General features: G+C 61.4%; 21 protein-coding genes and 1 tRNA gene. 11 read left to right on the forward strand and 11 right to left on the reverse strand.

Annotated features, from left to right (window positions below):
• The first annotated feature begins 15 nt into the window (after positions 1-15).
• Genes pstB through C5J22_RS05525 form a run of 4 tightly spaced genes read left to right on the forward strand, consistent with a single transcriptional unit; the run spans position 16 to position 2940 of the window.
• Positions 16-777, forward strand: a complete 762-nt coding sequence (gene pstB / locus C5J22_RS05510) for a phosphate ABC transporter ATP-binding protein PstB (RefSeq protein WP_245440314.1) — start codon at positions 16-18, stop codon at positions 775-777.
• 43 nt (positions 778-820) lie between these two features.
• Positions 821-1534 (forward strand): phosphate signaling complex protein PhoU, encoded by a 714-nt coding sequence (gene phoU / locus C5J22_RS05515; RefSeq protein ID WP_105437457.1) that lies wholly within the window; start codon positions 821-823, stop codon positions 1532-1534.
• A 21-nt stretch (positions 1535-1555) separates the two neighbouring features.
• A complete protein-coding gene (gene phoB / locus C5J22_RS05520) occupies positions 1556-2239 on the forward strand; it encodes a phosphate regulon transcriptional regulator PhoB (RefSeq protein ID WP_037084667.1) in 684 nt (227 codons plus the stop codon).
• A gap of 14 nt (positions 2240-2253) precedes the next feature.
• The gene (locus C5J22_RS05525) at positions 2254-2940 is read left to right on the forward strand and encodes a winged helix-turn-helix domain-containing protein (protein ID WP_105437458.1); all 687 of its coding nucleotides are present in this window, start codon (positions 2254-2256) and stop codon (positions 2938-2940) included.
• A gap of 253 nt (positions 2941-3193) precedes the next feature.
• Here the strand turns inward: C5J22_RS05525 and C5J22_RS31910 are convergent, their stop codons facing one another.
• From C5J22_RS31910 to C5J22_RS05555, 7 genes are all read right to left on the reverse strand, one after another.
• On the reverse strand, positions 3194-3325 hold the full coding sequence (locus tag C5J22_RS31910; protein WP_255736634.1) for a hypothetical protein: 132 nt from the start codon (positions 3323-3325) through the stop codon (positions 3194-3196).
• 271 nt (positions 3326-3596) lie between these two features.
• Complete coding sequence (locus C5J22_RS05530; protein ID WP_105437459.1) at positions 3597-7406, reverse strand: vitamin B12-dependent ribonucleotide reductase; 3810 nt, start codon at positions 7404-7406, stop codon at positions 3597-3599.
• 909 nt (positions 7407-8315) lie between these two features.
• Positions 8316-8897 (reverse strand): hypothetical protein, encoded by a 582-nt coding sequence (locus C5J22_RS05535; RefSeq protein WP_105437460.1) that lies wholly within the window; start codon positions 8895-8897, stop codon positions 8316-8318.
• A gap of 60 nt (positions 8898-8957) precedes the next feature.
• Complete coding sequence (locus C5J22_RS05540) at positions 8958-10805, reverse strand: methyl-accepting chemotaxis protein (protein ID WP_105437461.1); 1848 nt, start codon at positions 10803-10805, stop codon at positions 8958-8960.
• Positions 10806-11217: 412 nt separating this feature from the next.
• Complete coding sequence (gpt, locus tag C5J22_RS05545; protein WP_105437651.1) at positions 11218-11715, reverse strand: xanthine phosphoribosyltransferase; 498 nt, start codon at positions 11713-11715, stop codon at positions 11218-11220.
• Between the two features lie 78 nt (positions 11716-11793).
• Positions 11794-12633, reverse strand: coding sequence for a universal stress protein (locus C5J22_RS05550; protein WP_105437462.1), 840 nt, complete (start codon positions 12631-12633; stop codon positions 11794-11796).
• 124 nt (positions 12634-12757) lie between these two features.
• Complete coding sequence (locus C5J22_RS05555) at positions 12758-13543, reverse strand: competence/damage-inducible protein A (protein ID WP_105437463.1); 786 nt, start codon at positions 13541-13543, stop codon at positions 12758-12760.
• 248 nt (positions 13544-13791) lie between these two features.
• On the opposite strand from C5J22_RS05555, the gene wrbA reads away from it, so the two are divergent.
• The 3 genes from wrbA (at position 13792) to C5J22_RS05570 (ending at position 15354) form a co-directional block, all read left to right on the forward strand.
• On the forward strand, positions 13792-14391 hold the full coding sequence (wrbA, locus tag C5J22_RS05560; RefSeq protein WP_046624463.1) for an NAD(P)H:quinone oxidoreductase type IV: 600 nt from the start codon (positions 13792-13794) through the stop codon (positions 14389-14391).
• 158 nt (positions 14392-14549) lie between these two features.
• A tRNA-Leu gene (locus tag C5J22_RS05565) sits at positions 14550-14635 on the forward strand.
• Between the two features lie 71 nt (positions 14636-14706).
• Positions 14707-15354 carry a metallophosphoesterase family protein gene (locus C5J22_RS05570; RefSeq protein WP_105437464.1) on the forward strand — a complete coding sequence of 216 codons (648 nt, stop codon included), beginning with the start codon at positions 14707-14709 and terminating at the stop codon, positions 15352-15354.
• On the opposite strand, the gene C5J22_RS05575 is transcribed toward C5J22_RS05570, so the two are convergent.
• Complete coding sequence (locus C5J22_RS05575; protein WP_105437465.1) at positions 15351-16805, reverse strand: TrkH family potassium uptake protein; 1455 nt, start codon at positions 16803-16805, stop codon at positions 15351-15353. The two genes, C5J22_RS05570 and C5J22_RS05575, sit on opposite strands and share 4 nt — an antisense overlap.
• Before the next feature lie 182 nt (positions 16806-16987).
• On the opposite strand from C5J22_RS05575, the gene ilvA reads away from it, so the two are divergent.
• Positions 16988-18202 carry a threonine ammonia-lyase gene (gene ilvA, locus C5J22_RS05580; RefSeq protein WP_371412562.1) on the forward strand — a complete coding sequence of 405 codons (1215 nt, stop codon included), beginning with the start codon at positions 16988-16990 and terminating at the stop codon, positions 18200-18202.
• On the opposite strand, the gene C5J22_RS05585 is transcribed toward ilvA, so the two are convergent.
• A complete protein-coding gene (locus C5J22_RS05585; protein ID WP_245440298.1) occupies positions 18195-19172 on the reverse strand; it encodes a carboxylesterase in 978 nt (325 codons plus the stop codon). The two genes, ilvA and C5J22_RS05585, sit on opposite strands and share 8 nt — an antisense overlap.
• A 94-nt stretch (positions 19173-19266) precedes the next feature.
• Positions 19267-20280, reverse strand: a complete 1014-nt coding sequence (locus tag C5J22_RS05590) for a glycerophosphodiester phosphodiesterase family protein (protein ID WP_105437653.1) — start codon at positions 20278-20280, stop codon at positions 19267-19269.
• A 104-nt stretch (positions 20281-20384) separates the two neighbouring features.
• Here C5J22_RS05590 and C5J22_RS05595 point away from each other — a divergent pair, with 104 nt between their 5' ends.
• The 3 genes from C5J22_RS05595 to C5J22_RS05605 all read left to right on the forward strand — a co-directional run bounded on the left by C5J22_RS05595 (position 20385) and on the right by C5J22_RS05605 (position 25398).
• Positions 20385-20708 (forward strand): HlyU family transcriptional regulator, encoded by a 324-nt coding sequence (locus C5J22_RS05595; RefSeq protein ID WP_037084625.1) that lies wholly within the window; start codon positions 20385-20387, stop codon positions 20706-20708.
• Between the two features lie 132 nt (positions 20709-20840).
• Entirely contained in the window at positions 20841-24029 is a 3189-nt protein-coding gene (gene amt, locus C5J22_RS05600) for an ammonium transporter (protein ID WP_105437467.1), read from the forward strand.
• 85 nt (positions 24030-24114) lie between these two features.
• Positions 24115-25398, forward strand: coding sequence for a diguanylate cyclase (locus C5J22_RS05605; RefSeq protein ID WP_105437468.1), 1284 nt, complete (start codon positions 24115-24117; stop codon positions 25396-25398).
• Here C5J22_RS05605 and C5J22_RS05610 read toward each other — a convergent pair.
• On the reverse strand, positions 25395-26012 hold the full coding sequence (locus C5J22_RS05610; protein WP_105401124.1) for an FMN-dependent NADH-azoreductase: 618 nt from the start codon (positions 26010-26012) through the stop codon (positions 25395-25397). The two genes, C5J22_RS05605 and C5J22_RS05610, sit on opposite strands and share 4 nt — an antisense overlap.
• Between the last annotated feature and the right edge of the window lie 152 nt (positions 26013-26164).

Below are 26164 nucleotides of genomic sequence, written 5' to 3' on the forward strand. Positions count from 1 at the left end.
ACGAAGGCCGCAATTATGAATGACACCAAGATTTCCGCCCGGGACGTTCAGGTTTATTATGGCGACAAGCACGCCATTATCGATGTGAATATCGAAATACGGCAGCGTACGGTCACGGCTTTCATCGGTCCGTCCGGCTGCGGCAAGTCGACCTTCCTGCGCTGCCTCAACCGCATGAACGACACGATTTCGATCTGCCGCGTGGAAGGGCATATCTCGATCGACGGTGAAAACATCTATGATCCCCAGGTGGACCCGGTGCAGTTGCGCGCCAAGGTCGGCATGGTGTTCCAGAAACCGAACCCGTTCCCCAAATCGATCTATGAAAATGTCGCCTACGGCCCGCGCATCCACGGCCTGGCGCGCTCCAAGGCGGATCTGGACGAAATCGTCACGTCATCGCTGCAGAAGGCCGGCCTGTGGAACGAGGTAAAGGATCGCCTCGACAGCCCCGGTACCGGCCTGTCCGGCGGCCAGCAGCAGCGCCTGTGCATAGCACGCGCCGTGGCGGTCAGCCCCGAAGTCATCCTGATGGACGAGCCCTGTTCGGCTCTCGACCCGATCGCCACCGCCAAGGTGGAGGAACTCATCCACGAACTCCGTACAAATTTCACCATCGTGATCGTGACGCACTCGATGCAGCAGGCTGCCCGCGTCTCGCAACGCACGGCCATGTTCCACCTGGGTTATCTGGTGGAGGAGAATGATACGGACAAGATGTTCACCAATCCGGACGACCAGCGCACGCAGGACTACATCATGGGTCGCTTCGGCTGATACGCCCGTCTTTGCAGTCGTCACTCTCATCAGGAAGCTAAACATGTCTTCTTCCCATATATTGTCGGCCTATGACGACGAACTGAAATACCTCGGTCGCCGGATCTCCGAAATGGGCGGTCTCGCCGAGCAGATGTGCTCGGACGCCGTACGTGCGCTGGTCAATTCCGACGCCGCACTCGCCCAGAAGGTCATCTCCGACGACGTGATCCTCGATCACGCCGAGCGCGAGATCGGCGACAAGGCGATCATCACGATCGCCCGCCGCCAGCCGGTTGCGGCCGACCTTCGCGAGATCGTCGGTTCGCTGCGCATCGCCTCCGATCTGGAGCGCGTCGGCGACCTCGGCAAGAACACCGCCAAGCGCGTCATCGCGGTTCAGGGCACCGGCGTTCCGCGCAAGCTCGCCCGCGGCCTCGAACATCTCTCCGATCTCGCCCTCGTCCAGCTCAAGGACGTCCTCGACGTCTATGCGACGCGTTCGGCGGAAAAGGCCGAGGCGATCCGCAGCCGCGACGAGGAAATCGACGCGATGTACACCTCGCTGTTCCGCGAACTCCTCACCTACATGATGGAGGATCCGCGCAACATCACCACCTGCACGCATCTTCTGTTCTGCGCCAAGAACATCGAGCGTATCGGCGACCACGCCACCAACATCGCCGAGACCATCTACTACATGACGACGGGCGCCCAGCCGGAAGGCGATCGTCCGAAGGACGACTCGTCGAACACGCTCGGCGCGATCACCGAATAGAACTGACGGAGCAGACCAAGAATGCTGCCGAAAATCGCTGTCGTAGAAGACGAAGAAGCGCTGAGCGTGCTTCTTCGTTACAATCTGGAAGCCGAGGGTTATGAGGTCGATACCGTTTTGCGGGGCGACGAGGCCGAAATTCGGCTTCAGGAGCGGGTACCGGACCTTTTGATCCTGGACTGGATGCTGCCCGGCGTTTCCGGCATCGAACTCTGCCGCCGGCTGCGCATGCGCCCGGAAACCGAGCGCCTGCCGATCATCATGCTGACGGCCCGCGGCGAGGAGAGCGAACGTGTTCGCGGCCTCGCCACCGGCGCCGACGACTATGTGGTAAAACCCTTCTCGACGCCGGAACTGATGGCCCGCGTCAAGGCCATGCTGCGCCGGGCCCGTCCCGAGGTGCTCTCCAGCGTTCTCCGCTGCGGCGATATCGAACTCGATCGGGAAACCCATCGCGTTCACCGCAAGAGCCGCGAGGTGCGCCTTGGCCCGACCGAATTCCGCCTGCTCGAATTCCTGATGGCGGCGCCGGGGCGGGTCTTCTCCCGCTCGCAGCTTCTGGACGGCGTCTGGGGCCACGACATCTACGTCGACGAGCGTACGGTCGACGTCCATGTGGGAAGACTTCGCAAGGCACTCAACTTCTCCAACATGCAGGATGTCATCCGCACCGTTCGCGGTGCCGGATACTCCATGGAAACATAGTTGGTGGCCACGAGATGAGCGCGCGGGTCCTGTTGGTCGACGACGACGAGTCGTTCCGCCTGATATTGCAGAAAGCCCTCGTGGCCGACAGCTTCGTCGTATCGATGCTGGCAAGTGGAGCCGAGATCTCAAATCGCTTGAAAGCCGTTCCGCCGGATATCCTGGTCATGAGTTCGGACCTTCCGGGCGTGCGAGGTCTCGAGGTATGCCGCGAGGTGCGTCTCGATCCCGTCCTGTCGCGCCTTCCGATCATCCTCCTCGTGCCGTCGGGTGGCGAAGGCCTTCACCTCATAGCACTCGCGGCGGGTGCCGACGATTGCCTCATGAAGCCATTTTCCCCGGTCGAGCTCGTCGTCCGTGTGAAGAACCTGCTGAGGCGCGTCAATCCCGCCCTCCTGGACCACATGCTCAAGGTCGGCGATCTCACGCTCGACCGGGAAGCCCATCGAGTTCACCGGCAGAAACGTGAGGTCAAGCTCGGGCCTAAGGAGTTCAAGCTCCTTGAATTCCTGATGCGGACACCGGGCAAGGTCTATTCTCGGACTGAGCTGAAGGCATCCCTCTGGGGCGACGACACGACCGTCGACGAGCGGGCGATCGACGTCCATATCGGCCGGTTGCGAAAAGTCATCAGCCTTGGCAAATCCGACAATGTGATCCGGACCGTGCGCGGCGCCGGATACGCATTGGGCGATTTCTGACGCCGTCCGCTTGGCCCGGGCTAACTTTTGTCCTGACCGGCTCATGGCGAGCCGGTGGCTCACTGCCATGGAGGCTGGCGGGTTTGCTGTTGGCACCGGCGTTGGACCCCTCTCTTGGAATTTCTAACACTTAGCTGAAGCTAAGATGTTGAAATTCCATTCTCCCCCGCTAGGGGGGAGATAGGGCGGCGTGCCACGGACTATTTAGAAGCCTTTCGCGGCAGTTACCGCGAAAGGTATTTAAGCACCGGAATTACTTCTTTTTGTTTGGCGCCTGCGTCAATGCAGACGCTGCCACCTTTTTTACGGCAGCAGGCGTTTTAGGATTGCTCAGCAGTTTGGATGCCGCTGAAGCCACAGATTTGGATGTACGTTCATTGGCCACTGAGGGATCTCCTTGTTGATGGCCGCCAAAGCTACCTCGACTCTGATTTCTCGAATCCCATATACTAACCGTGCTACAGGCAAGGGATGCGAGTCTCTTCGCCCCGCGTGGGCTTCGGCCTTTTCGCGGTATCCAAAGCCGGGGTCTGAGGACTCCGGCTTTTTCATTTCCAATGCACGCAAATCATTTGTTTTTATTCTTGTTTTGTTCTGCTTGGTAGTCCAGCCCGAAGTTTCCTTCGGGCTGTGTTTTATTCAGCTATTCACATTAATCAGCTGCAGCCGCTCGTCGCACCACAAGTGTCGCACTTCTCGCAAGTCCCATTCCGCACCATCGTAAAATTCTGGCACTCGCCGCACATGTTGCCCGTATACCCTTGAGCAATCGAGCGCATGCGGCGTTCGTTTTCGACCTTTTTGGCTTCCGTCTTGGCGGTCGCAGCCTCGTCGGCGGCCTTGTCGGAGAAGAGGGCCGTGGTGGCTGCCTGTTCTTCGGTCAGTTCCTCGACGATCTCTTCGGCGAGTTCCTTGGCGCGCTCCTCGTAGTCCCGCTTGAAGGAGACGATTTCGGAGGTCGAGATGGCGACGGTCGGTTCCAGCTTGCGGGCGGCGGCACCGGCAAAGGCGGTGACGTTGGTGCCGGCCGAGGCGCGGGCAGGGGCGGCAGTCGCCGAGCCCTTGATGTCGGCCGGGCGGTCGCCGCCGGTGCCGGAGACGAGGGTCGGCTTGTAACCGCGGGTCAGGCCCTTGGAAACCACGTCCGCCTTGCCTTCCGAGACGCCGCGGCCAAGCGCGGTGTTGGAGAAGTCCGACGTATCGACATGCGCGAGGTCGTGGCGGCCGAGATAGGAGATCGCCAGTTCGCGGAACACGTAGTCGAGGATCGACGTGGCGTTCTTGATCGCATCATTGCCCGTGACGATGCCGGCCGGTTCGAACTTGGTGAACGTGAAGGCGTCGACATATTCCTCGAGCGGCACGCCATACTGCAGGCCGAGCGAGACGGAGATCGCGAAGTTGTTGATGAAGGCGCGCAGGGCCGAGCCTTCCTTGTTCATGTCGAGGAAGATTTCGCCGAGGCGGCCGTCGTCGTATTCGCCGGTGCGCAGGAAGATCGTGTGTCCGCCGATCTTCGCCTTCTGGGTATAACCCTTGCGGCGGCCGGGCAGCTTTTCCTGGCTGCGGACGACCTTTTCGATGATCCGCTCGACGATCTTTTCGGTGATCGTCACGGCCTGGGCGGCGGCCGGCTGGGCCAGCAGTTCCTCGACCGCGTCTTCCGCGTCGTCATCGGCAATCAGCGACGAGTTGAGGGGCTGGGAGAGCTTCGAGCCGTCGCGGTAAAGGGCGTTCGCTTTCAGGCCGAGCTTCCAGGACAACATGTAGGCGGAGCCGCAGTCCTCGACGGTCGCGTCGTTCGGCATGTTGATCGTCTTGGAGATCGCACCCGAGATGAACGGCTGGGCGGCCGCCATCATGCGGATATGGCTTTCGACCGAGAGGTAACGCTTGCCGATCTTGCCGCAGGGATTGGCGCAATCGAAGACGGCCAAATGTTCGGCCTTCAGGAAGGGAGCGCCTTCGAGCGTCATCGCGCCGCAGACATGGATGTTGGCGGCTTCGATGTCCTTCTTGGAGAAGCCGATATGTTCGAGCAGGTTGAAGCTCACGTCGGCGAGCTGCTCGTCGGTGACTCCAAGCGTGCCCTTCAGGAAGTCGGCGCCAAGCGTCCACTGGTTGAAGACGAACTTGATGTCGAAGGCAGCCTTGGTGGCGCCGTTGATGGCTTCGATCTTCTCGTCGGTGAAGCCCTTGGCCCGGAGCGAGCCGGGGTTGATGCCGGGTGCCTGGTTGAGGTTGCCGTGGCCGACGGCATAGGCCTCGATCTCGGCAATCTGGCTTTCCGAATAACCGAGCGTGCGCAGGGCTTCCGGAACGGCGCGGTTGATGATCTTCCAGTAGCCGCCGCCGGCGAGCTTCTTGAACTTGACGAGCGCGAAATCGGGCTCGATGCCGGTCGTGTCGCAATCCATCACCAGGCCGATCGTGCCGGTCGGGGCGATGACCGAGACCTGCGCGTTGCGGTAGCCGTGCTGTTCGCCGAGGACAAGCGCCTTGTCCCAGGCAGCCTTGGCATGGGCGACCAGATCCTGGTCCGGGTTTTCCGAATGGATCAGCGCCACCGGGTTGACGGACAGCTGTTCGTAGCCGGAGGTTTCGCCATGGGCGGCGCGGCGATGGTTGCGGATGACCCGCAGCATGCTGTCGCGGTTCGGCGCGTAGTTCGGGAAGGGGCCGAGCTCGGAGGCGATTTCAGCCGAGGTGGCATAGGAAATGCCGGTCATGATCGCGGTCAGCGAGCCGGCGATGGCGCGGCCTTCCGGAGAGTCATAGGCGATGCCGGTCGACATCAGCAGGCCGCCGATATTGGCGTAGCCGAGGCCGAGCGTGCGGTACTGGTAGGAGAGTTCGGCGATCTGGCGCGACGGGAACTGCGCCATCATCACCGAGATTTCCAGCACGACGGTCCACAGCCGCGTCGCATGTTCATAATCGGCGATGTTGATGCGGGCGGTCGTCTTGTCCTTGAACTGCAGCAGGTTCATGGAGGCGAGGTTGCAGGCCGTGTCATCGAGGAACATGTATTCCGAGCACGGGTTCGAGCCGCGGATCGGGCCACCGGCCGGCGACGTGTGCCAGTCGTTCATCGTCGTGTTGAAATGGATGCCCGGATCGGCGGACGCCCAGGCGGCGTAGGAGATCTGTTCCCAGAGGTCCTTGGCCTTCAGCGTCTTCATCACCCGGCCGTCCTTGCGGGCGGTCAGGTTCCAGTCGCCGTCGGTCTCGACAGCGCGCAAAAAGTCGTCCTTCAGCGAGACGGAGTTGTTGGAGTTCTGGCCGGAGACGGTGAGATAGGCCTCCGAATCCCAATCCGTGTCATAGGTCTTGAATTCCAGGTCCTTGTAGCCCTGGCGGGCGAACTGGATGACGCGGCCGATATAGTTTTCCGGAACCTGGTCCTTCTTGGCAGCCTTGATCTCGCGCTTCAGCGCAGGGTTCTTGAGCGGGTCGTAGCAATCGTCCCCAGATCCGCCGTCGCAATTCAGGCAGGCCTTCATGATGGCCTTCAGGTGCTTGGAGACGATCTTCGAGCCGGTGACGAGGGCCGCCACCTTCTGCTCTTCCTTGACCTTCCAGTTGATGTATTCCTCGATATCCGGATGGTCGATGTCGACGACGACCATCTTGGCGGCGCGGCGGGTGGTGCCGCCCGACTTGATGGCGCCGGCAGCGCGGTCGCCGATCTTGAGGAAGCTCATCAGGCCCGACGAACGGCCGCCGCCGGAGAGCTTTTCGCCCGCGCCGCGCAGCATCGAGAAGTTGGAGCCGGTGCCGGAGCCGTATTTGAACAGGCGGGCTTCGCGGACCCACAGGTCCATGATGCCGCCTTCGTTGACGAGATCGTCCTCGACCGACTGGATGAAGCAGGCATGCGGCTGCGGATGCTCATAGGCCGACTTCGACTTGGTGAGCTTAGCCGTGAAGGGGTCGACATAGAAATGGCCCTGGCCGGGGCCGTCGATGCCATAGGCCCAGTGCAGGCCGGTGTTGAACCACTGCGGGGAATTCGGAGCGACGCGCTGGGTGGCGAGCATGTAGGCAAGCTCGTCCATGAAGGCGGCCGCGTCTTCTTCGGAGGTGAAGTAGCCGCCCTTCCAGCCCCAATAGGTCCAGGTGCCGGCAAGGCGGGAGAAAACCTGGCGCGCATCGGTTTCGGAACCGTACTGCTCTTCCTTCGGCAGTGCCTTCATCGCTTCCGTGTCAGCTACAGAGCGCCACAGGAACGAGGGGACGTCGTTTTCCTCGACCTTTTTCAGGAACTTCGGAACGCCGGCCTTGCGGAAATACTTCTGCGCCAGAACGTCCGTCGCAACCTGGGAGAACTGCGCCGGAACGTCGATATCGGCAAGCCGGAAGACGATCGAGCCGTCCGGATTGCGGATCTCGCTGATCCCCTTGCGGAATTCGATTTCCCCATAAGCGCCTGTATCCGGCTTGGTGAAACGACGTTCGATGCGCATTGCCTTAATCCTCGTCCGTTGGCGCCTGATGATAAGGCGCAGATGTGCCGCTCCAGCCCACACGTTCGACGCGCGCAGCCAGTTGAATGTTCCCGATCCCAGGTGATCATCCGCAGATGCCAACCTGTATGTTGTGGTGATAACGGCTGCAACACTACTACATATAGTATTAACAGAATCTTTCCGCCAGTCCCAGCCGTTGTTCCGGAGCGGAAAATCGAGCACGCACGGAGACCGTGATAGCAGCCCGTCCCTCATAGGCGGACTGCATGATCTTTCCCGTCAAACTCGAAGAAGAACCGGCCTCGTTAATTCCGGTCCAGTCGCCGCCGCAACGTAAGGAACACTGTCGAACGAGCCGAGAGATTCGTCAAGGCGTAGATTGCAACGCTTTTATAACCACAAGATATTGTGGTTCGCGGCTGTGGATAACGGGGACGAAGAAATAGACGAGGATTCTCAGGCAGTTGCGGGGACAGCCTGAAACTTGCGTTACGAGACGCGGAAATATTTCGTGAGCGGCGGCAGGTGCCGAAAGCCCGGTCCAACAGGGTTTTGAGGGTTCGGCCGTACCATATCGAGGCAGTTCAAGAATCTGTGGCCACCACTAATAGATAAGCCCGCGCGGTTTTTAACCGGCGGGCCAGTGACAAGGACCGGGATTTTTGAAAAGGGCCGGAAAGAATCAGCCGTTGGCGCTCGGCTCCCGATGAAGCCTATCCCCGCGGAAAAGAGGCCCAGGTGTCCCGGCTGACTTCAAGCGAGTCAGGACGATAGCCGTGCAGGCTACCCGAAGGGCGCGGATGTGTGCCGAACAGGTTCGCCATCGTCGAGCCCGGGATCTTCGTTTATTTTTTCCTGGCGCTGCGGCGTCAACGATGCCGCAGCGCCAGGGGTATCTCACCCGGCTCAGAGAGAATCGACGTTTATCCCGATCGTCACGGCGCCGATCGGTGCTCCGCTCTCATCGGTAATCGTCACGCTTGCCTGCGACTGCAGCGTCTGGGACGATTCGTCCTTTTCAACCTCGTCGACGAACAGCGCGTTCTTGCCAACACCGAAGGATTTCTTGAACTTTGCCTCGTCGCCCTGCCAGTAATCGGAGGTTATGTCGCTCTGGCCGACATTGAGGCCCTTGGCGTCCATGACGAAGATTTCCGTAATCGCCCCCTCGGACTTTTCCTTCTTTTCCACGAGAAGTTTCGACAAGGCGTTGTTCAGCACGCTGTCGATCGTAGCACGATTGGAACTGTCGACCTCGGCGCGCCATTTCTTGTCGAGCGCCAGGATATCGGCGTCGCTCAGCTTGGCATTGGTGGCATTCTGGGCCTTGATCGCCGAAATGATCACTGCGTCGGTGAGCCAGGGCTTTACTTTACCGGTGACATATTCGGTCACCGGCGCGACGTGGGCCTCCTCGGCCAGAGCCGTGCCAAGCGGCAAGGCGGATACGGTGCTGCCGAGAAGGAGCATGACGATGATCTTATGCATAGGTGTTTCCCTTCCATAGGTTGCTGACGTTTATGAGGTCATGCCGCTGCAGAGGCGTCTTCAGGACGCTTGTCTGAACGGAGCGGCAAAGCCGGCTTTTTTGTCGGAGAGAGATTGATGTCTTCCCGATTCGGAATGGGCCCGGGCACCATTTCCGGCTGTGTTTCCGACGGTGAAGCTGCTGGCCGAACTCAGCAGCAGACGGCCTTGCGAGAGCAGTTCCTGGCAGGCCGCATTGGTTTCCTCCACCATCGCGGCATTCTGCTGCGTGGCATGATCCATCTGGTTGATCGCGCTGTTGATCTCCTGCAGGCCCGTGGCCTGTTCCCGATAGGACTGGACGATCGAAACGATGCTGTCGCTGATGCGGTTGATCTGGTCGCCGATCTGGAGAAGGGCATCGCCCGTGTCGTTGACAAGCCCGACGCCGGCAGCGACCTCCTGATTGGAACTGGTGATCAGAACCTTGATTTCCTTGGCCGCATTGGCAGATCTCTGGGCCAGCTCGCGCACTTCCTGAGCAACGACTGCAAAACCCTTCCCGGCCTCGCCCGCGCGGGCCGCCTCGACGCCGGCATTCAGCGCCAGGAGGTTGGTCTGGAAGGCGATCTCGTCGATAACGCTGATGATGTGGCCGATCTGGCTGGACGAGGCCTGAATCCGGTCCATCGCCCCGATCGCGTTGCGGACGACGGTCGCGGAGGAATGGGCGCCCTTCTTCGTCTCCTCGACGAGGTGCCCGGCGCTCTCGGCCTTCTGTGAAGAGGTTCTGACCGTTGTCGTGACCTGGCCAAGCGAGGCGGCGGTCTCCTGGAGAGCCGCAGCCTGTCGTTCCGTGCGCTGAGCCAGCTGGTCGGCGGCGCCGGCAAGCTCGCTGGAGCGATCCTCCACCTGGTGGGACGCTTCCTTGATCTCCGTCAGCGCGGCGGCAACCGCCTCGACCATGTTGTTGAAGTCCTGCTGCAGTTTTTCAAAATCCGGCCCGAGGCCATTGAGATGAATCGAAAAATCGCCTCCGGCAAGCTTTTCCAGCGCGTGTCCGAGCTCTGCCATGACGGCTCGTTGGGTGTTGCTGGTTTCCTCGGTGATCCTCGTATTGCGGGCGCGTTCCTCGTCAAGCGACTGGCGCTGCTCCGCGGCGATACGCTCTTCTTCGACCTTCGCGATAGCCTCGCCGCGGAACACTTCCAGTGCGCGCGAGAGAACGCCTATCTCGTCACCATTGCGCTGGTATTCGACCGGGGAGGTGAGGTCGCCGGTTTGCAAGGCGATGATGCGCGCACTGAGGTTTCGGACAGGGCGTCCGACAAGCCGGCGCATTGCGAAGAGGAAGGCTGTGACCGCGACGGTGATGACGAGCAATTGGATAAGCAGGGTATTCAGCACTTCCTGCTGCGCCTTGGCGAGGATTTTCGCCACCGACCAGGCAGTGAAGAGATAGCCCGTGACCTTGCCGGATTTGTCCGGGGGCAGGGGCACAACGATCCCGACCAGACCTCTGGAAGCCAGCGTCGTATCGACAACCGTGCTGTCGGGTTTCTGACCGATCGCCTGGGCCAATTCGGCGGAGGACAGGACGCCTGCCACGCCGTCGCGTGCCCAGATGTCGACCGGCGCAAGCTCGGCGTTGAACGCGGCGAACTGGACGAGGTCGAGGTTAGGGTTGTCGCGCTGCAGAGCATAGGCCTCCCGCACCGCGTTGACCTTGCCCCATTTCACGCCGCCGGCCGCAACCGAGGCGAACTGTTCGGCGCCGCGCGACCAATGTGCCGTCGCCGTGCTGATCAGCAAGCGCGTTTCCGATATCCAGGTATAGGTGGCCAAGGCGGAAACGCCACAAATGTTGACCGCGACAATAAGCGCCGCCAGTTTCGTGGTCAGCGGCATCCTATTCAGAAAATCACGCATGCGGGCCTCGATGTCATGCAGACGCAACCGGGGGGGGACCCCAGGCGGATTGAACTCGGACATCGTACGCTGAGAGTTTACACGGCAGGCATCATGCCCGTGTCGCCATTGTCAGGCAAAGCCTACGGACGACAGTGTTCCTCCTTTATATGAAGAAAAAATAAAATTAGGACGCCCTCATGGGGAAAGCGGAGAAATATACCCGCCTGGGGCGAGATCTCGACGCGAGTTCCTTGATGAATGCCAAATTCAAGCCGCGAGGAGTTCCCCTCGAGCCTTCACGAGCCGAATTGAACGGTTTTCACCACAGGCCTTCGGAAGGCGGCGGATTTCGCGGCAGGCCGCACGAAGCGCTCGCGCGGAGATGACTCCACGTCGTCGCGCCCCGCCCGAGACCTTGCTGTTATAGATCTTAGCTGCGGTCAGCCTTGGCGATCGGTTCTTGGTAGGTGAAGCCCATGTCCCAGGGGAAATAGATCCAGGTGTCCTGGCTGACTTCCGTGACGAAAGTGTCGATGGTCGGCACGCCGGAGGGTTTGGCATAGACGCAGGCGAAATGCGCCTTCGGCAACATGGCGCGCACCTCCGATGCCGTCTTGCCGGTATCGGTCAGGTCATCGATGACCAGAACGCCGGCGCCTTCGTCGATCGTCAGTTCGGGCGTTATTCCCTTGAGCAGGTTCATTTCGCCCTGGTTGACGTAGTCGTGGTAGGAGGCGATGCAGACCGTCTCGATGAGGCGGATATTGAGTTCGCGCGAAATGATCGCCGCCGGCACCAGGCCGCCGCGGGTGATACAGACGATCGCGCGGAAATCGCGCTTGAGGCCTGCGAGACGCCAGGCAAGCGCCCGGGCGTCACGATGGAATTGATCCCAGGAAACGGGGAAGGCTTTTTCGGGAAGAGACATGAGGCTGGCCACCATTAGCGAAAGCGTGTTGCTGGCTCTCGCTAATAGCGGCAATTCGCCCGTAGACGCAAGGATTTGTCAGCGGGAAAGCAAAGTCAGCGCCGTCATCGAATCGAGCAGGCTGCGCGTCACGCCGCCGAACAGCATTTCCCACCAGCGCGAATGGCCATAACCGCCCATCACCAGAAGGTCGACGCTGCCCTCGGAGAGGCGATTCTCGATCGCCGCTGCTGTGGCCATGCCGTGCGCTTCCCGGGTCGTCAGCGTCACGTTGATGCCATGCCGTGCAAGGGTTGCTGTGATCTCGGCGCCGGCCGTTTCCGACGTCTGGCTGCTGCGGTCGCTCGGATCGACGCAGAACACCTCGACGCTCTCGGCCGCCTTCAGAAACGGCATCGAATCGAAGGTCGCACGCGCAGCCTCCCGCGATCCGTTCCAGGCGATCATCACCCGCTTGATCGGCTGCGGCACCTTCATCGTGTAGGGGACGAGCAGCATCGGCCTGCCGCTGTCGAAGAGGAATGTCTCTAGATCGGCGCGGTGATCGGCATGCGCCGGATCGCTCTGGCTCGCAACGATCAGATCGACGGAGCGGGCGGTGTCCATGACCGAATGGGAGCCGTAGCCCGCCGACGACATGCAACTGCGCCACTCGGTGGAAAGTCCCTCGCGGGACGACTGTTGCTTGAAGATCCGCTCGACCTCGGCGGTTTCCTTCTGCGCAGCGTCCTGGAGGATCTGCACGGCGGAGGGATCCGGAATTTCCATCGGCGCGATCAGCGGCACGGCGGCCAGCGTTTCTGCGTGGACGCCGATCAGGTGGGCGGAAAAGCGTTCGGCGAGCGCGATCCCGTAATCGCTGATCGGCCTGGCGTTTTGAGGTGTGTCGAGAACCGCTAGAATGGTCTTGTAGGCCATGGCTGCATCTCCTCATCAACTGGTTCTGCGGGATTGGGAACCAGCATCTCATAAATACGTGTGTCGCACTTTGATCCCGGTCAAGGAGCGTCCGCCGACAGCAGGAGAGGCAGAGTGCCGCGGGTCAGGCGTCGGCTGTCGGATTGGTGGCGATCTTGGCCCGGTCGATGCCGGCGATCATCTCCGCCACGGCTTGCGCGGCCGCATCCAGAACCTGCGGGTCGCGGGCGCGCACGACGATCTCGGTCGAGAACCGCTGCCCGTCATATTTCGGATAGGAGCCGATGCTGGTCTCCGGATGCGCCTTCTGGACGGCCGACAGAAGCGTGCCGATATCGCCTTCGCCATAGGGGCAGGGCAGCGCCCGCGACAGCATTTTGGCACCCGAGCGCAGCATCGGCAGCACGTTGTCGACCATCGCCTGGAAAACCTGCGGCACGCCGGCCATCACATAGACATTGCCGATGATGAAGCCAGGCGCGGTCGAGACCGGGTTTGCGATATGCCTGGAGCCCTCGGGCATGCGGGCCATGCGCTGGCGGGCTTCGGTGAATTCCATCTCGCGGCGCTTGTACATGTCGGCAAGCAGTTTCATCGCGTCCGGGTCGTGGATGCAGGACACGCCGAAGGCCTTCGAGATCGCGTCGGCCGTGATGTCGTCATGGGTCGGGCCGATGCCGCCGGAGGTAAACACGTAGTCGTAACGGCCGCGCAGCGCATTCAGCGCCTCGACGATCGCATCCTCCTCGTCGGCGACGATCCGCACTTCCTTGAGGTCGATGCCTGAAAGTGTCAGCAGATCGGCGAGATGGCCGATATTCTTGTCCTTGGTCCGGCCGGACAAAAGTTCATCGCCGATCGCGAGCATGGCGGCGGTGACGATCGAGGATGGTTGCGGCGCTTCAGACATGGATATCCCTCCGTAAGTGCCACACTCCTAGGCCCAATTTTTTCAACGCAGAAGCGATTTTGTCGTGAGGAACACAGAAACCGCGTCTGTTACGAATTTATGATCCGCAAGCGAATTATCGTCTTCAGATGTTGAACAGTGCGTAGACCTCGCAGGGGCTGTCGCCGATCCGTGAAGCCGCTACATGTGGGTCTGGTTCTGGCCGCAGACGGCCTTGTTCACACACCAGACATTGAATGGAGAAGATCATGGCGAAAGTTCTCGTGCTTTATTATTCCGCTTACGGCCACATCGAAAAGATGGCCTATGCGGTTGCGGAAGGCGCAAAGTCGGCAGGCGCCGACGTGACGGTCAAGCGCGTTCCGGAACTGGTTCCGGACGAGGTCGCCAAGGCCTCCTATTACAAGATGGACCAGCAGGCTCCGGTCGCAACCGTCGAGGAACTGACCGAATACGACGCGATCATCGTCGGCGCCGGCACCCGCTTCGGCACGGTCGCCTCGCAGATGCGCAATTTCTGGGATCAGACCGGCGGCCTCTGGGCACAGGGCAAGCTGGTCGGCAAGCTCGGCTCGATGTTCACCTCGTCGGCCACCCAGCACGGCGGCCAGGAATCCACCATCCTCGGCTTCATCCCCACCTTCCTGCACCAGGGAATGGCCGTTGCCGGCTTGCCCTATGCCTTTGCCGGCCAGATGGGTACGGAAGAAGTCAAGGGCGGCTCGCCCTACGGCGCCAGCACAATCACCAACGGCGACGGCTCGCGCCAGCCTTCGGAAATCGAACTCGAAGGCGCCAAGTTCCAGGGCGCCCACGTCGCCAAGCTGGCCGCCAAGCTCGCTGGTTGAGTGAATTGCGATAATTTCTGAAGGGAGCGGCGAGAGATCGCCGCGCCCTTTTTGCATTCCGCCCCTCCGACCGTCTCGCTTTTTTCGCAAGCGGCGAACCGCTTCCGCAATTTCGGTGCTTGACGGCGTCGCGCAAGTTCAAGAAACAGGACGCCCATGCGGACGTGGCGAAACTGGTAGACGCAAGAGACTTAAAATCTCTCGGCCTTTGGTCATGCGGGTTCGATCCCCGCCGTCCGCACCAAGCCTGACCTACTTTGCCTGCAACCGTTTGCGATGAAGACCGTTTGATATCCACTTCGATGGAGGCGTGCTTTGGGCTTTACCTTTGCGATCGGCGATATCCACGGTTGTCTTGCGCAGTTGAAGGAGCTGCTCGGGCAGGTGGAGGGCCATGCGCCTAGCGGGCATGTGGTTTTCATCGGCGACTATATTGATCGCGGGCCGAAGAGCAGGGGCGTGCTCGACCTCGTCATGGCAGGCCCGCGCAAGGAAGGGTGGCGGTGGACGGCGCTCAAGGGCAATCATGAGGACATGATGGTCCGCGCCCACCAGAACCGCGGGCACGACGAAATCCTCTGGATCGACAATGGCGGCCGCGAAACGATGGTTTCTTTCGACGGCTACGTGCCGCCGCAGGTGCTGTCATGGTGCGCGCATTGCCCCTTGATCCTTGTCGACCAGCACCGGATCTTCGTGCATGCCGGCGTCGACGAGACGTTGCCGCTCGAGGGGCAGCGGGAGCGCGACCTGATCTGGAAGCGGTTTGCGAGCGACGACGACGGCGAATTCTGGGGCCGGCATCTCTGCCACGGCCACACGCCGCTTCCCGGCAATCCGCGGACGGTCGGCAACCGCACCAATATCGACAGCGGCTGCGTGTTCGGCGGCGAGCTGACCTGCGCCGTTTTCGACGACGACGAACCGGGCGGACCGGTCGAATTCCTGCGCGTGCCGGGCTAGTGCCGCCAGAAGACCGGCGTCAGCAGGACAAGCACGGTCAGGATTTCGAGACGCCCGAGCAGCATCATCAGCGACAGTAGATAGAGCGCCGGATCGCTGATCGTGGAAAAGTTGCCGGCCGGGCCGACGATCGGGCCGATGCCGGGACCGACGTTCGACAGCGCAGTGATGACCGAGGACGTGGCGGTCAGGACGTCGTAGCCGAACAGAGCCATGCCGACGCTGCCGATCGCCCAAAGGAAAATGTAGAGGCTGACGAACAGGAAGACCGCACGCTGCGTTTCGGCATCCACCGTCAGGCTGCCGTAACGCACGGGTTGGATAGCGTTCGGATAGATGAGCTTGTTCAGCCCGGCGCGGATGACGTTGACGATCACCACGAAACGATAGGCCTTGATACCGCCGGCCGTCGAGCCGGAGCAGCCGCCCATGAAGGTGGCGAAGAAGGCGACCAGCACCGCGAACGGTCCCCAGAGCGTGTAGTCGTCGCTGGCAAAGCCGCCTGTCGACAGGATCGAGGTCATGTTGAAGAACGAATGGATCAGCGCGTCATCGAGTTCGATGCCGTTCCTCAGGTGATGGTAGACCGCAACGACGATCGAGATGACGCAGAGATAACCGAGGAAAACCACGATTTGCGGATCGCGCAGGGTATCCAGCCGGCCGCGTACGGCAAGCAGGATCAGCACCGAAAACGGCAGGCTGCAGATTGCCAGGAACACCGTGCCGAGCAGCAGGATCGCCTTGTTGTCGAAATAGGCAAACGACATGTCATGCGTCGAGAAACCGGCCGTGGCGATCGTCGTCATCGCGTGGTTCAGCGCATCGAAATGGTCCATGCCGGCAAGATCATAAGCTATGGCGCAGGCTAAAGTCAGCAGGACGTAGACGATCAGGAAGGCCCGGGTGAAACTCGCAAGCCGGGCGAACGGCTTGTCGTTGGTCTCCGACGATTCGAGCTTGAAGATCGAGGCGCCGCCGACTTTCAGGAACGGCAGGACGAACAGGCCGAGGCCGACGATTCCGATGCCGCCGAACCAGCAGAGCAGCGAGCGCCAGAGCAGGATGCCGGGCGGCATGTTGTCCAGCCCGACGATGACGGTCGAGCCCGTCGTGGTGATGCCGGAGATCGATTCGAACAGCGCTTGTGCAAACGAGAGCTCGTGTTCGGCAAGAAAAAGCGGGATCGCGCCGACCACCGAAAACATCGCCCACAACACGTTGACCAGCAGGAAGCCGAGACGCTTGTTGAAGACCGGCGGGGGCCCATGGGTCGCGAGCGCCGCTGCCGCTGCAAGTCCGCCGACCATGAGGCCGGACATCGCGAAGACCTGCCAGTCGCGATGCCCGTAATAAAGGTCCACCATCGCCGGCAGGAACATGGCGAGCGACAGGTAGAGCGCGCAGAGCGCCGTTATGTAGATGACCGACCGAAGAAGATTGGCGTTCAAAAATGGTTGTCCCGAAGTTCGCGGCAACTGAAAGAAGCTTTGTCTCAGCCGTAAGCCTATGGCATAGCGGGACCATTCTTGAAATTCAATGGATGGCCGATGTGACCGAGGCAGACGTGACCAAGGCGGGTGTGACCAAGGCAGGCGTGACGAAAGCGGGCGTGGACGAAGCGAGAGTGGCGATGCGGGAGATTTTTCCCGAAACGCCGCTGCAGATGAACGAACACCTCAGCCGCCGTTATGGCGCCGAAATCTGGCTGAAGCGCGAAGACCTGTCTCCGGTCCGCTCCTACAAGATCCGCGGCGCCTTCAATTTCCTGCGCAAGGCGATTGCCTCGGGCACCAAGGGCAAGACATTCATCTGCGCCTCGGCCGGCAATCACGCGCAGGGGTTCGCCTTCGTCTGCCGCCATTTCGAGGTGCCGGGCGTGGTCTTCATGCCGGTGACGACGCCGCAGCAGAAGATCGACAAGACCCGCATGTTCGGCGGTCCGTTCATCACCATCCGGCTGATCGGCGACATTTTCGACCAGTGCTATGCGGCGGCCCGCGCCCATGTGGAAGAGATCGGCGGCGTCATGGTGCCGCCTTTCGACGACGCCGACATCATCGAAGGGCAGGCGACGGTCGCCGCCGAACTGATGGAGCAATTGCCCGATGGCGTTACGCCCGACCTGGTCATCCTGCCGGTGGGCGGCGGCGGGCTTTCGTCGGGCACGACCGGTTACCTGAAGGATATCGTCAAGCGGGAAGATTTTCTCTTCACCGAGCCGGAGGGGGCGCCGAGCCTCAAGAAGAGCCTTGAAGCCGGTGAGCCGATCACGCTCGCCAAGCTCGACAATTTCGTCGATGGCGCGGCGGTGGCGCGGATCGGCGACCTGAATTTCGAGGCTTTGAAGGGCTTTTCGCCGGATCAGGTCCTGCTCGTGCCGGAAAACGCCATCTGCGTCACCATCATCGAAATGCTGAATGTCGAAGGTGTCGTGCTGGAGCCGGCAGGCGCCCTGTCGATCACCGCGCTCGATATGCTGGGGCGCGAAAAGCTTGCCGGCAAGACGGTGGTCTGCGTCGTCTCCGGCGGCAATTTCGATTTCGAACGCCTGCCGGACGTCAAGGAACGCGCGATGCGTTATTCCGGTCTTAAGAAATACTTCGTGCTGCGGCTCGCCCAGCGCCCCGGCGCATTGCGCGACTTCCTCAACCTGCTGGGACCGGAAGACGATATCGCCCGGTTCGAGTATCTGAAGAAATCGGCGCGCAATTTCGGCTCGATCCTGATCGGCATCGAAACCGCAAGGCCGGAGAATTTCGCAGGCCTGCTCGAACGGTTCGATGCGGCCGGCATGGGCTATCAGGACATCACCGAGAACGAGATCCTGGCGAACCTCGTCATCTGATCGTCGCTTCCAGCCAGGCGATGACGCGGTCAGCAAGCGATCCGGTGGTCGCCGAGGAAACGATGTCGCCGGCAATCACGTGATTGCCGGGATCGCCGGTCTGGCCGACATCGAAAAGCTCATGAGGCCCGCCCCAGCGGTTGGCGACCTCGCGCACCTTGTCGGGCCGGATGACCTGATCGAGCGAGGAATAGAGGAAGAGGGCCGGCGTCGTGATCCGCTCCACCGGGCTCTCGACCGAGAGTTTTACGAGCGCTGCCATCGGCAGCAGCGCTTTTGTCGGATAGCGGGTCGTCCAGTGGGCGGCATGGCGGTCGTTATAGGGCGTGAAGCCGCGGTTTTCCCCAAGCAACAGCCGTGAGAGCTGCGGCGCGACCGGTGTCGTCAGCAGAAATGCGGCAAAGCTGTTGATGCCGTAGTTCGGCGATACGAACACAGCCGCCGAGATGCGCGATGCGATCTTCGGATCGGCAAGTGCGAGCGTCGCGAGCGAGGCGCCGGTCGAGGTGCCGATGACGATGACGCGATTGCCGAGCGCTTCGCCGATGGCGAGACTTTCCGAAAAATCCGCCAGCCAGTCTTCAAGGCTTGGCTCCCCCATGGCGTCGCCGCTGCGGCCGTGGCCGGCGAGGCGGGTGAAATAGAGATTGGCGCCGAGCGCTGCCGCGACGCGGTCGGGCAGGGGGCGGATCTCCTCGGCCGAAGCCGAGAAACCGTGCAGGTAGACGATCGCGAAAGCCGTCTTCTCCTTCGTCGCTGGATCAGCCCAGACCACCCGTTTGGCGGCACCCGGGCGAATATCGGCGAAGTGGCTTTCGCTCGCGCTGAGATACGCGTCGAGATCGGCGCCGAGGCGGGTTTTGTCGAAAGCCGGAAAACCGTCAGCGGGCATGCGCGAGCCGGACATCAGCATCACTCCGAAGGCGGCGATCAGGATCGCGCAGACATAAATGATCGTCCGCCATGACAACAATCTCCTCCGCATCCGGCGCTCCCTCCGAACCAGGGGAGATGATAGGCGGGCTTGGTGACGGCGGGAAGTCTATCTGCCGCAGATTGGCGGCCTAACCGCAGATCTGCGGTCGGGAGGGCAGGGCACAGAAGCCGCGGCGCTCCACCTCGGGCCGTGTCTTCTCGATCACGTTGGTCCAGACGAGGCCCGGAAAACCTGAAGGCACCATGTCCCACCCATCCCGGTCGTCAATGCCGGAGGACCCGGCGTCGCCGGCCTCGAACGGGCCGATCAGCACGACATCCGACCCGGCCGCCTGCATCCGGCTGTAGAAACGCTCCGGCCAGCCCCAGAGCAGGAATGCAAGATTGGCGGGAACCGGGACCAGGGTATTGCGGCAGGCTTCCGGCACATGGCCGCTCCAGCCGAGCGCCAGGTGGTTGAGGAGGCAGGATTTGGCCGTGCGGTTGGAATAGCCGGGAAGGCCACGGACAAGCGCCACCGCTTTTTCGGTCGGCTCGTTTCCGCCATAAACGCCGAACGCCGCCGCCCGCGCGCCGGGGTCGGTCTTGAGAAGCGTGGCCAGAGCCTCACCTTCCTCAGTGCGGCGGCTCTTGAAGTTGATCAGGAAACGGCCGTCCGGCAGGGCGGCAAAAACCTCCGGCAAGGTCGGCATCAGGCCTTTGCCCTGGCCTCGGAACGGAAAGGTCCGGCCGCCATCGGCGGTGTAGCCGTAGCCGATGTCGAGTGTCTTCAAAACCGGCATCGGCGTCTGTTCCGTGACGCCCTTGGCCTCGGTGCGGCAGTCGAGCGTCCAGTCGTGGAAAACGGCGAACTGCCTGTCCGGCGTCAGATGCACGTCGAGTTCGACCACGTCGGCGCCGGCATCGAAGGCGGCCTTCATGCCTGCCACGGTGTTTTCCAGATAGGCATGCGTCGGCGGCAGCATCAGGCTCGCGGTGCAGGTGTCGCTCTTGATATCGGTGACATCGAAAAGCTGGTGCTGACCGCGATGGGCAATGATCCTGAGCGGAGTTTCCGGGAAACGTGAGAACAGAGAGGTATTGCCGATCCAAAGCGCGGCGATGACGGCGAGGAGGAATGCTGCGGTGATCTTCCATTTCATGCGGTCAGGCTCCTGAATCATGCGGGTGATATGAGACGTTGGATTGTGACTTTTCCTTGGGTATCCTGCTTCCGGCTCGCGCAGGAATATGCTAGGCAGCCGACATGGCTTCGTTTCTGTCCAATATTTTCTCGATGTTCTCCGGCGGCGGCAAATCGGCCGAGGCACCTGCTGCTTCCGCCAAGCCGGTCGAGCATGGCGGCTGCATCATCCATCCGGCGCCGATCCGCGAAGGCTCGCAGTTCCGGCTGGCCGGACGTATCGAGAAGGACGTAGACGGCGAGACCCTGGTGCGCAATTTCGTCCGCGCCGACGTCTTCACCTCCATGGACGACGCGGTCGAATATACCGTCCGCAAGGCCCAGCAGATCATCGACCAGAATGGTCCCTCGCTGTTTTCCGATGGGGAGAAGTCGCGCTCCGCGTGACGTGCGTTCCGCATTGTGATCGCAAAAATTGTGAGTCACACTCAAAATTAAAGCATTAGCGATAGCTTGAAGCATCTGTTCCGATGTCTTTTCTGCGGTCGACTTTTAATGCGATCTCGCTGGTCATATTTTATGCTTTTTATCGGCTCCGGGCTCTCCGGTGGCCTTATTCCAGGTTTTGCCTTCGCGGATGATCTTGCGTCGGGCGCCTCACGGCTGGACATGACCTGGGTTCTCGTCGCCGCCGGGCTGGTGATGATGATGCAGGTCGGCTTCCTTCTGCTCGAAGCCGGCATGGTGCGCTCGAAGAACTCGATCAACGTGGCGCAGAAGAACCTTCTCGATTTCGTCTTTGGCGTCGTCGCGTTCGCCGCGGTCGGCTTCATGATCGCCTTCGGCCGTTCGAACGGCTTCCTGTTCGGAACGCAGAGCGAGTTCTATTTCCTGCGTGGTCTCGACAGCTGGCAATCGGCCTTTTTCGTCTTCCAGGTCATGTTCTGCGGCACCGCCGCGACGATCGTGTCGGGCGCCGTCGCCGAGCGCATGAAGCTGGCGGCCTATGTGTTCGGCTCGCTGTTCATGTCGGGGCTGATCTATCCGGTCTTCGTGCACTGGGCTTGGGGCTCGGCGCTGTTCCCGAACGCATCGGCCTTCCTGTCCCAGACCGGTTTCGTCGATTTCGCCGGCTCCACGGTCGTCCATTCGACCGGCGGCTGGGTGGCGCTGGCGGCCTGCATGATCATCGGCCCGCGCATCGGAAAGTTCGATGCCGACGGCACGCCGGTCAGGATCGCCGGCCATAGTCCTGTGCTCTCGACCACCGGCGCGCTGCTGCTCTTCATCGGTTGGATCGGCTTCAACGGCGGTTCGACGCTCGGCGTCACCGACCAGGTGGCGCCGATCATCATGAATACGGTACTGGCCGGCGGCATGGGCACCTGCGTCGGTTATGTCATCGGCTTCTACCAGGACGGCGTCATCCTTCCGGAAAAATCGAATTCCGGCATGCTCGGCGGGCTGGTTGCGGTCACCGCCGGCTGCCATATCCTCGATCCGGCAAGCGCGCTGATGGTCGGGGCGATCGGCGGAGCGGTGGCGATCTTCGGCAATGCCTTCATCGAGAGAACGCTCAAGATCGACGACGCTGTCGGCGCGATCGGCGTGCATGCCTTTGCCGGCGTCACCGGAACCCTGCTTCTGGCGCTTCTCGCGCCGGTCGATCACCTTCCGGCTGGCGGCAGGCTGGCGCAGCTGCATGTGCAGCTGGTCGGCGTCGGCGTCAATTTCTACTGGTCCTTCGGTCTCGGCTACGCCTTTTTCTGGGTGGTCGACCGGCTGATGCACATCCGCGTTTCGGCGAAGAACGAAGAGGAAGGGCTGAACCTTGCCGAACATGCGACGCGCCTCGGCGTCGGACATGTGGAGGACGCTCTGGCCGATCTTCTCGGCGGCAATGCCGACCTGCGCCAACGCCTCCCCGTGGTGAAGGGCGACGAGGCCGAAAAGCTGACCGGGCTCTTCAACCGGCTGATGGACAACATCGAGGAAGAGGAACGCAGCCGCGGAGAGCTGATGGAACTCCGCCACAACAACGAGGATTCCGAGCGCGTCGCAGCGCTTGCGAACGCCACGTTCGAAGCGATCCTGATCCACCGGGGCGGCATCATCGTCGACGGCAACGAACAACTCGGCAAGATGGTCGGCCTGCCGCTTATCGAGATCATCGGCCGATCCGTTTTCGATATCCTCCACGACGGCGAGACGATCCGCGTGGCCGACCTGATGAACCTCAACGACGACAACAGCCACGAGATAGTCGTGAGGCTGGCAAACGGCGAGGAAATCCCGGTCGAGGCGCGTGGCCGCGACATCCTTTATCGTGGCGAAAAAGCTCGTATCGGCTGCCTCGTCGACCTTACGGAGCGAAAGCTCGCGGAGAGCCGCATGCGCTACCTTGCCCTCCACGATCCGCTGACCGGGCTGCCGAACCGTGTACTGTTTTCCGAGCGGTTGACCGAACTGGTGGACGCGGCTGGAAACGGCAAGGGATGCGGCGTGCTGATGGTCGATCTCGACCGTTTCAAGGACATCAACGATATCCATGGCCATCAGGCGGGCGACGCGGTGATCCGCGAAACCGCCGTCCGGCTTGCGGCCGAAGCCGGTCCGGACAACATTGTCGCCCGGCTCGGTGGAGACGAGTTCGCCGTCATCATCGCCCATACGTCCGATACCGACGAACTGGAGACGTTCGGCGATCGGCTGCTTGCCGCGATGGCCTACCCGATCGATATCGGCCACGGCGAGCAGGTCAATATCAGCGTCAGCATCGGCGTTGCGCTCTGCCCCGAACATGCGGGCGACATGGACCCGCTGATCGGCTGCGCCGACGTTGCGCTCTATCATGCCAAGAATGCCGGCCGGAACGCCTGCCGAATGTTCAGGCCCGGCATGAACGAACTGATCGAAAAGCGCCGGGCGCTGGAAGTCGATCTGGAAATCGCCCTGCAGCGGGGCGAGTTCGAACTCTACCTGCAGCCGCGCGTCGAGGCCGAAAGCGGCCTCATTATCGGCCACGAGGCGCTGCTACGCTGGTTCCATCCGAAGCGCGGCATGATCAGCCCGGGTGATTTCATTCCGGTCGCCGAAGCCTCCGGCAAGATCATCCGGCTTGGCGCCTGGGTGCTCGCCGAGGCCTGCAGAATACTCGACGACCTCGACGGCCATATCAGCGTCAACGTCAGCCCGCTGCAGTTTCGTCACGCGGATTTCGTCGCCGATCTTGCCGACCTGCTGAAGCGCACCGGCGCCGACCCGCACCGGATCGAGCTCGAGATCACCGAAAGCGTGCTGATCGAGGACGACAAGCGCGCCGTGCAGATCCTCAACGATCTGAAGCGCATGGGCTTCCACATCGCGCTCGACGATTTCGGCACGGGATATTCGTCGCTGAGCTATCTAAGCCGCTACCCGTTCGACACGATCAAGATCGACCGCAGCTTCGTCAACAACCTCAACCTGGTCGACAATGCGCAGATCATCGTCCGCACGATCATCGACCTCGGCACCGGCCTTGGCATGAAGATCGTCGCGGAAGGCGTAGAGACGACCGAGCAGGCGCTGTTCCTCGCGCATGCAGGCTGTGACGAGCTGCAGGGTTATCTTCTCGGCAAGCCCCGGAAAGTCAGCGAGATCACGCGCGAAATCGATCCGGCCATCGCCACTCAGCTCCGTAACGTGCCAAAGAAGCTGCCGGAGATCCAGGATTACCCCACGTTCGAGGGGGAAACCCATCAGCCGTTGTTGTATAGTCATGCATAATGGCCATACTCCGCACGGGTTGAAGCACGTAAAACGATAGCCGTTACAGCGGTATAGAGCCTGCAGGGGGTGAAAGCAGATCGAAATGCAGGTGTTCAATCTCGCCCTCTTTCTTCTGGAAGCGGTGTTCTATTTCGCGGTCATGACCGCCTTCCTGCATTTCCGCCGCCATCTCGGCCTTGGCATATTTCTTGCGGCACTCGGCGTCATGCATTTCATGGAGACCTATCTTGCGGCGGTCTTCTACATCGAACTTCCGTTCGGCACCGTTTCACCAGGCTCGTCGGTGTTTTTTGCCGGGAAGCTGATGATGATCCTGCTCCTTTACCTGAAGGAGGATGCGGCAGTCGTCCGCCAGCCGATCTATGGGCTTTTTCTCGGCAATCTCCTGACGGTCGGCATCGCCCAGATTCTCCAGGCGCATGAGGTCGTGGCACTGCCGGGCGGCCGCGCCGCAGACATGGTGTTCCTGAGCGAGATGGGCTGGCTGATGGTGTGGGGCACGGCGCTGCTCTATGTCGACGCGATCGGCATCATCCTGCTCTATGAACGGCTGGGGCGGGTGCTGCGCGGCAATGTGGTGCTGCGTTTCGCCATCAGCGGCGCAGCCATTCTGACCTTCGACCAGATCGGCTTTTATTCGGCGCTGAACATCCTCTTCGGCGCGCCGCCTTCGGTCTTCTTCGGCGGGTGGTATGCCAAGATGCTGTCCGTGGTGCTCTATTCGCTACTGTTTGCCGTCTATCTCAAGATCGAGCAGATCCCGCGGCTCGCCAGATCGACGCGCGAGATTACCGATATCTTCAACGACCTGACGTTTCGCGAGCGCTATCAGGCTCTGCTTGCCAAGAGCGGGGTCGACGGGTTGACCGGCCTTTTCGACCGCGGGCGCCTGGAGGCAGACGTTCCGAAGCTCATTCACCGCTGTCTCGATCGCGGAAACGGGCTCAGCTTGATCATCGTCGACGCGGATCATTTCAAGCAGGTCAACGACCTCTTCGGCCATCTGAAGGGTGACGAGGTGCTGAAGGAAATTGCGCTATGTCTGCAGGCGGGCTCGCGCCCGAGCGACCATCTTTCCCGTTTCGGCGGCGAGGAGTTCGTGCTGATCCTGCCCGATACCGATCACGACGGCGCCCTGACGATCGCAGAACGTCTACGCATTGCGATCTGCCGATCGGTCATACGTCCTGACGGCCAATGCGTGACTGTCTCGATCGGCGTGGCCACGGCTCCGGAAGACGGACACGCGCTCGATACGATACTCGGGCGCGCCGACGAGCGGCTCTACCGCGCAAAAAATGACGGCCGGGACAATGTCCACGGCCGTCTTGGCAGGCTCGTCCCGTCAGGAGCAGGGACGGCTTAAGCGGCGAGAGCGAGCTGCCGGTTGCGCTGCTGGGCGCTGGCGATTGCCTTTTCAGCAGCTTCGGGGCCGAAGGCGAGGCCTTCGACATAGATGACTTCCACATCGGTCATGCCCAGGAAGCCGAGGATGGTCGTGAGGTACGGGACGGCATGGTTCATGCCGGTGGCCGGGCCTTCGGAATAGACGCCGCCGGAGGCGAGCACGATATAGATCTTCTTACCCTTGGCGAGGCCTTCCGGGCCTTCGGCCGTGTAGCGGAACGTCTGGCCGGCGCGGGCAATGTTGTCGATCCAGCTCTTCAGCGTCGAATAGATGTTGAAGTTGATGAGGCCGGTGGCAATGACCACGGTATCGGCGGCCATCAATTCGGCGACCAGCTTGTCCGAATAGTCGGCGGCGGCAGCTTCTGCCGGGGTGCGGTCGGCCGCAGGCTTGCGGATGGCGGATGTGGTGACGCTGTCGAGATGCGGGATCGGGTTGGCGCCGAGATCGCGATGGACGACCGACGTACCATTGTCGCGGGCGCTCAGTTCGTTGGCGAGGTCATGGGCGACCTTGCTGGAGAGCGAGTCGTCGCCGCGCGGGCTGGAAGTGACGAGGAGGATCGAGGACATGCTTCTTTTCCTTATCTGGAGATCTTATCTGCGGTCTTGGGCCTGCAGAAGGATTGAAGAGCGGGTGGATCCGCTGTGTTCGAGAGAATAGATAGGCGTGGACGCCCATCGATAAAACTGAGATAATATCGAAGCTATCTATCGAAAATCTG

Source organism: Neorhizobium sp. T25_13, from assembly GCF_002968675.1.
GTDB classification, from domain to species: domain Bacteria; phylum Pseudomonadota; class Alphaproteobacteria; order Rhizobiales; family Rhizobiaceae; genus Neorhizobium; species Neorhizobium tomejilense.

What these genes read in the sequence shown, in the direction of transcription:
- pstB (WP_245440314.1), top strand. Translation starts at nt 16, where the DNA reads ATGAATGACACCAAGATTTCCGCCCGGGACGTTCAGGTTTATTATGGC.
- phoU (WP_105437457.1), top strand. Translation starts at nt 821, where the DNA reads ATGTCTTCTTCCCATATATTGTCGGCCTATGACGACGAACTGAAATAC.
- phoB (WP_037084667.1), top strand. Translation starts at nt 1,556, where the DNA reads ATGCTGCCGAAAATCGCTGTCGTAGAAGACGAAGAAGCGCTGAGCGTG.
- C5J22_RS05525 (WP_105437458.1), top strand. Translation starts at nt 2,254, where the DNA reads ATGAGCGCGCGGGTCCTGTTGGTCGACGACGACGAGTCGTTCCGCCTG.
- C5J22_RS05530 (WP_105437459.1), bottom strand. Translation starts at nt 7,406, where the DNA reads ATGCGCATCGAACGTCGTTTCACCAAGCCGGATACAGGCGCTTATGGG.
- C5J22_RS05535 (WP_105437460.1), bottom strand. Translation starts at nt 8,897, where the DNA reads ATGCATAAGATCATCGTCATGCTCCTTCTCGGCAGCACCGTATCCGCC.
- C5J22_RS05540 (WP_105437461.1), bottom strand. Translation starts at nt 10,805, where the DNA reads ATGCGTGATTTTCTGAATAGGATGCCGCTGACCACGAAACTGGCGGCG.
- gpt (WP_105437651.1), bottom strand. Translation starts at nt 11,715, where the DNA reads ATGTCTCTTCCCGAAAAAGCCTTCCCCGTTTCCTGGGATCAATTCCAT.
- C5J22_RS05550 (WP_105437462.1), bottom strand. Translation starts at nt 12,633, where the DNA reads ATGGCCTACAAGACCATTCTAGCGGTTCTCGACACACCTCAAAACGCC.
- C5J22_RS05555 (WP_105437463.1), bottom strand. Translation starts at nt 13,543, where the DNA reads ATGTCTGAAGCGCCGCAACCATCCTCGATCGTCACCGCCGCCATGCTC.
- wrbA (WP_046624463.1), top strand. Translation starts at nt 13,792, where the DNA reads ATGGCGAAAGTTCTCGTGCTTTATTATTCCGCTTACGGCCACATCGAA.
- ilvA (WP_371412562.1), top strand. Translation starts at nt 16,988, where the DNA reads ATGCGGGAGATTTTTCCCGAAACGCCGCTGCAGATGAACGAACACCTC.
- C5J22_RS05590 (WP_105437653.1), bottom strand. Translation starts at nt 20,280, where the DNA reads ATGAAATGGAAGATCACCGCAGCATTCCTCCTCGCCGTCATCGCCGCG.
- C5J22_RS05595 (WP_037084625.1), top strand. Translation starts at nt 20,385, where the DNA reads ATGGCTTCGTTTCTGTCCAATATTTTCTCGATGTTCTCCGGCGGCGGC.
- amt (WP_105437467.1), top strand. Translation starts at nt 20,841, where the DNA reads ATGCTTTTTATCGGCTCCGGGCTCTCCGGTGGCCTTATTCCAGGTTTT.
- C5J22_RS05605 (WP_105437468.1), top strand. Translation starts at nt 24,115, where the DNA reads ATGCAGGTGTTCAATCTCGCCCTCTTTCTTCTGGAAGCGGTGTTCTAT.
- C5J22_RS05610 (WP_105401124.1), bottom strand. Translation starts at nt 26,012, where the DNA reads ATGTCCTCGATCCTCCTCGTCACTTCCAGCCCGCGCGGCGACGACTCG.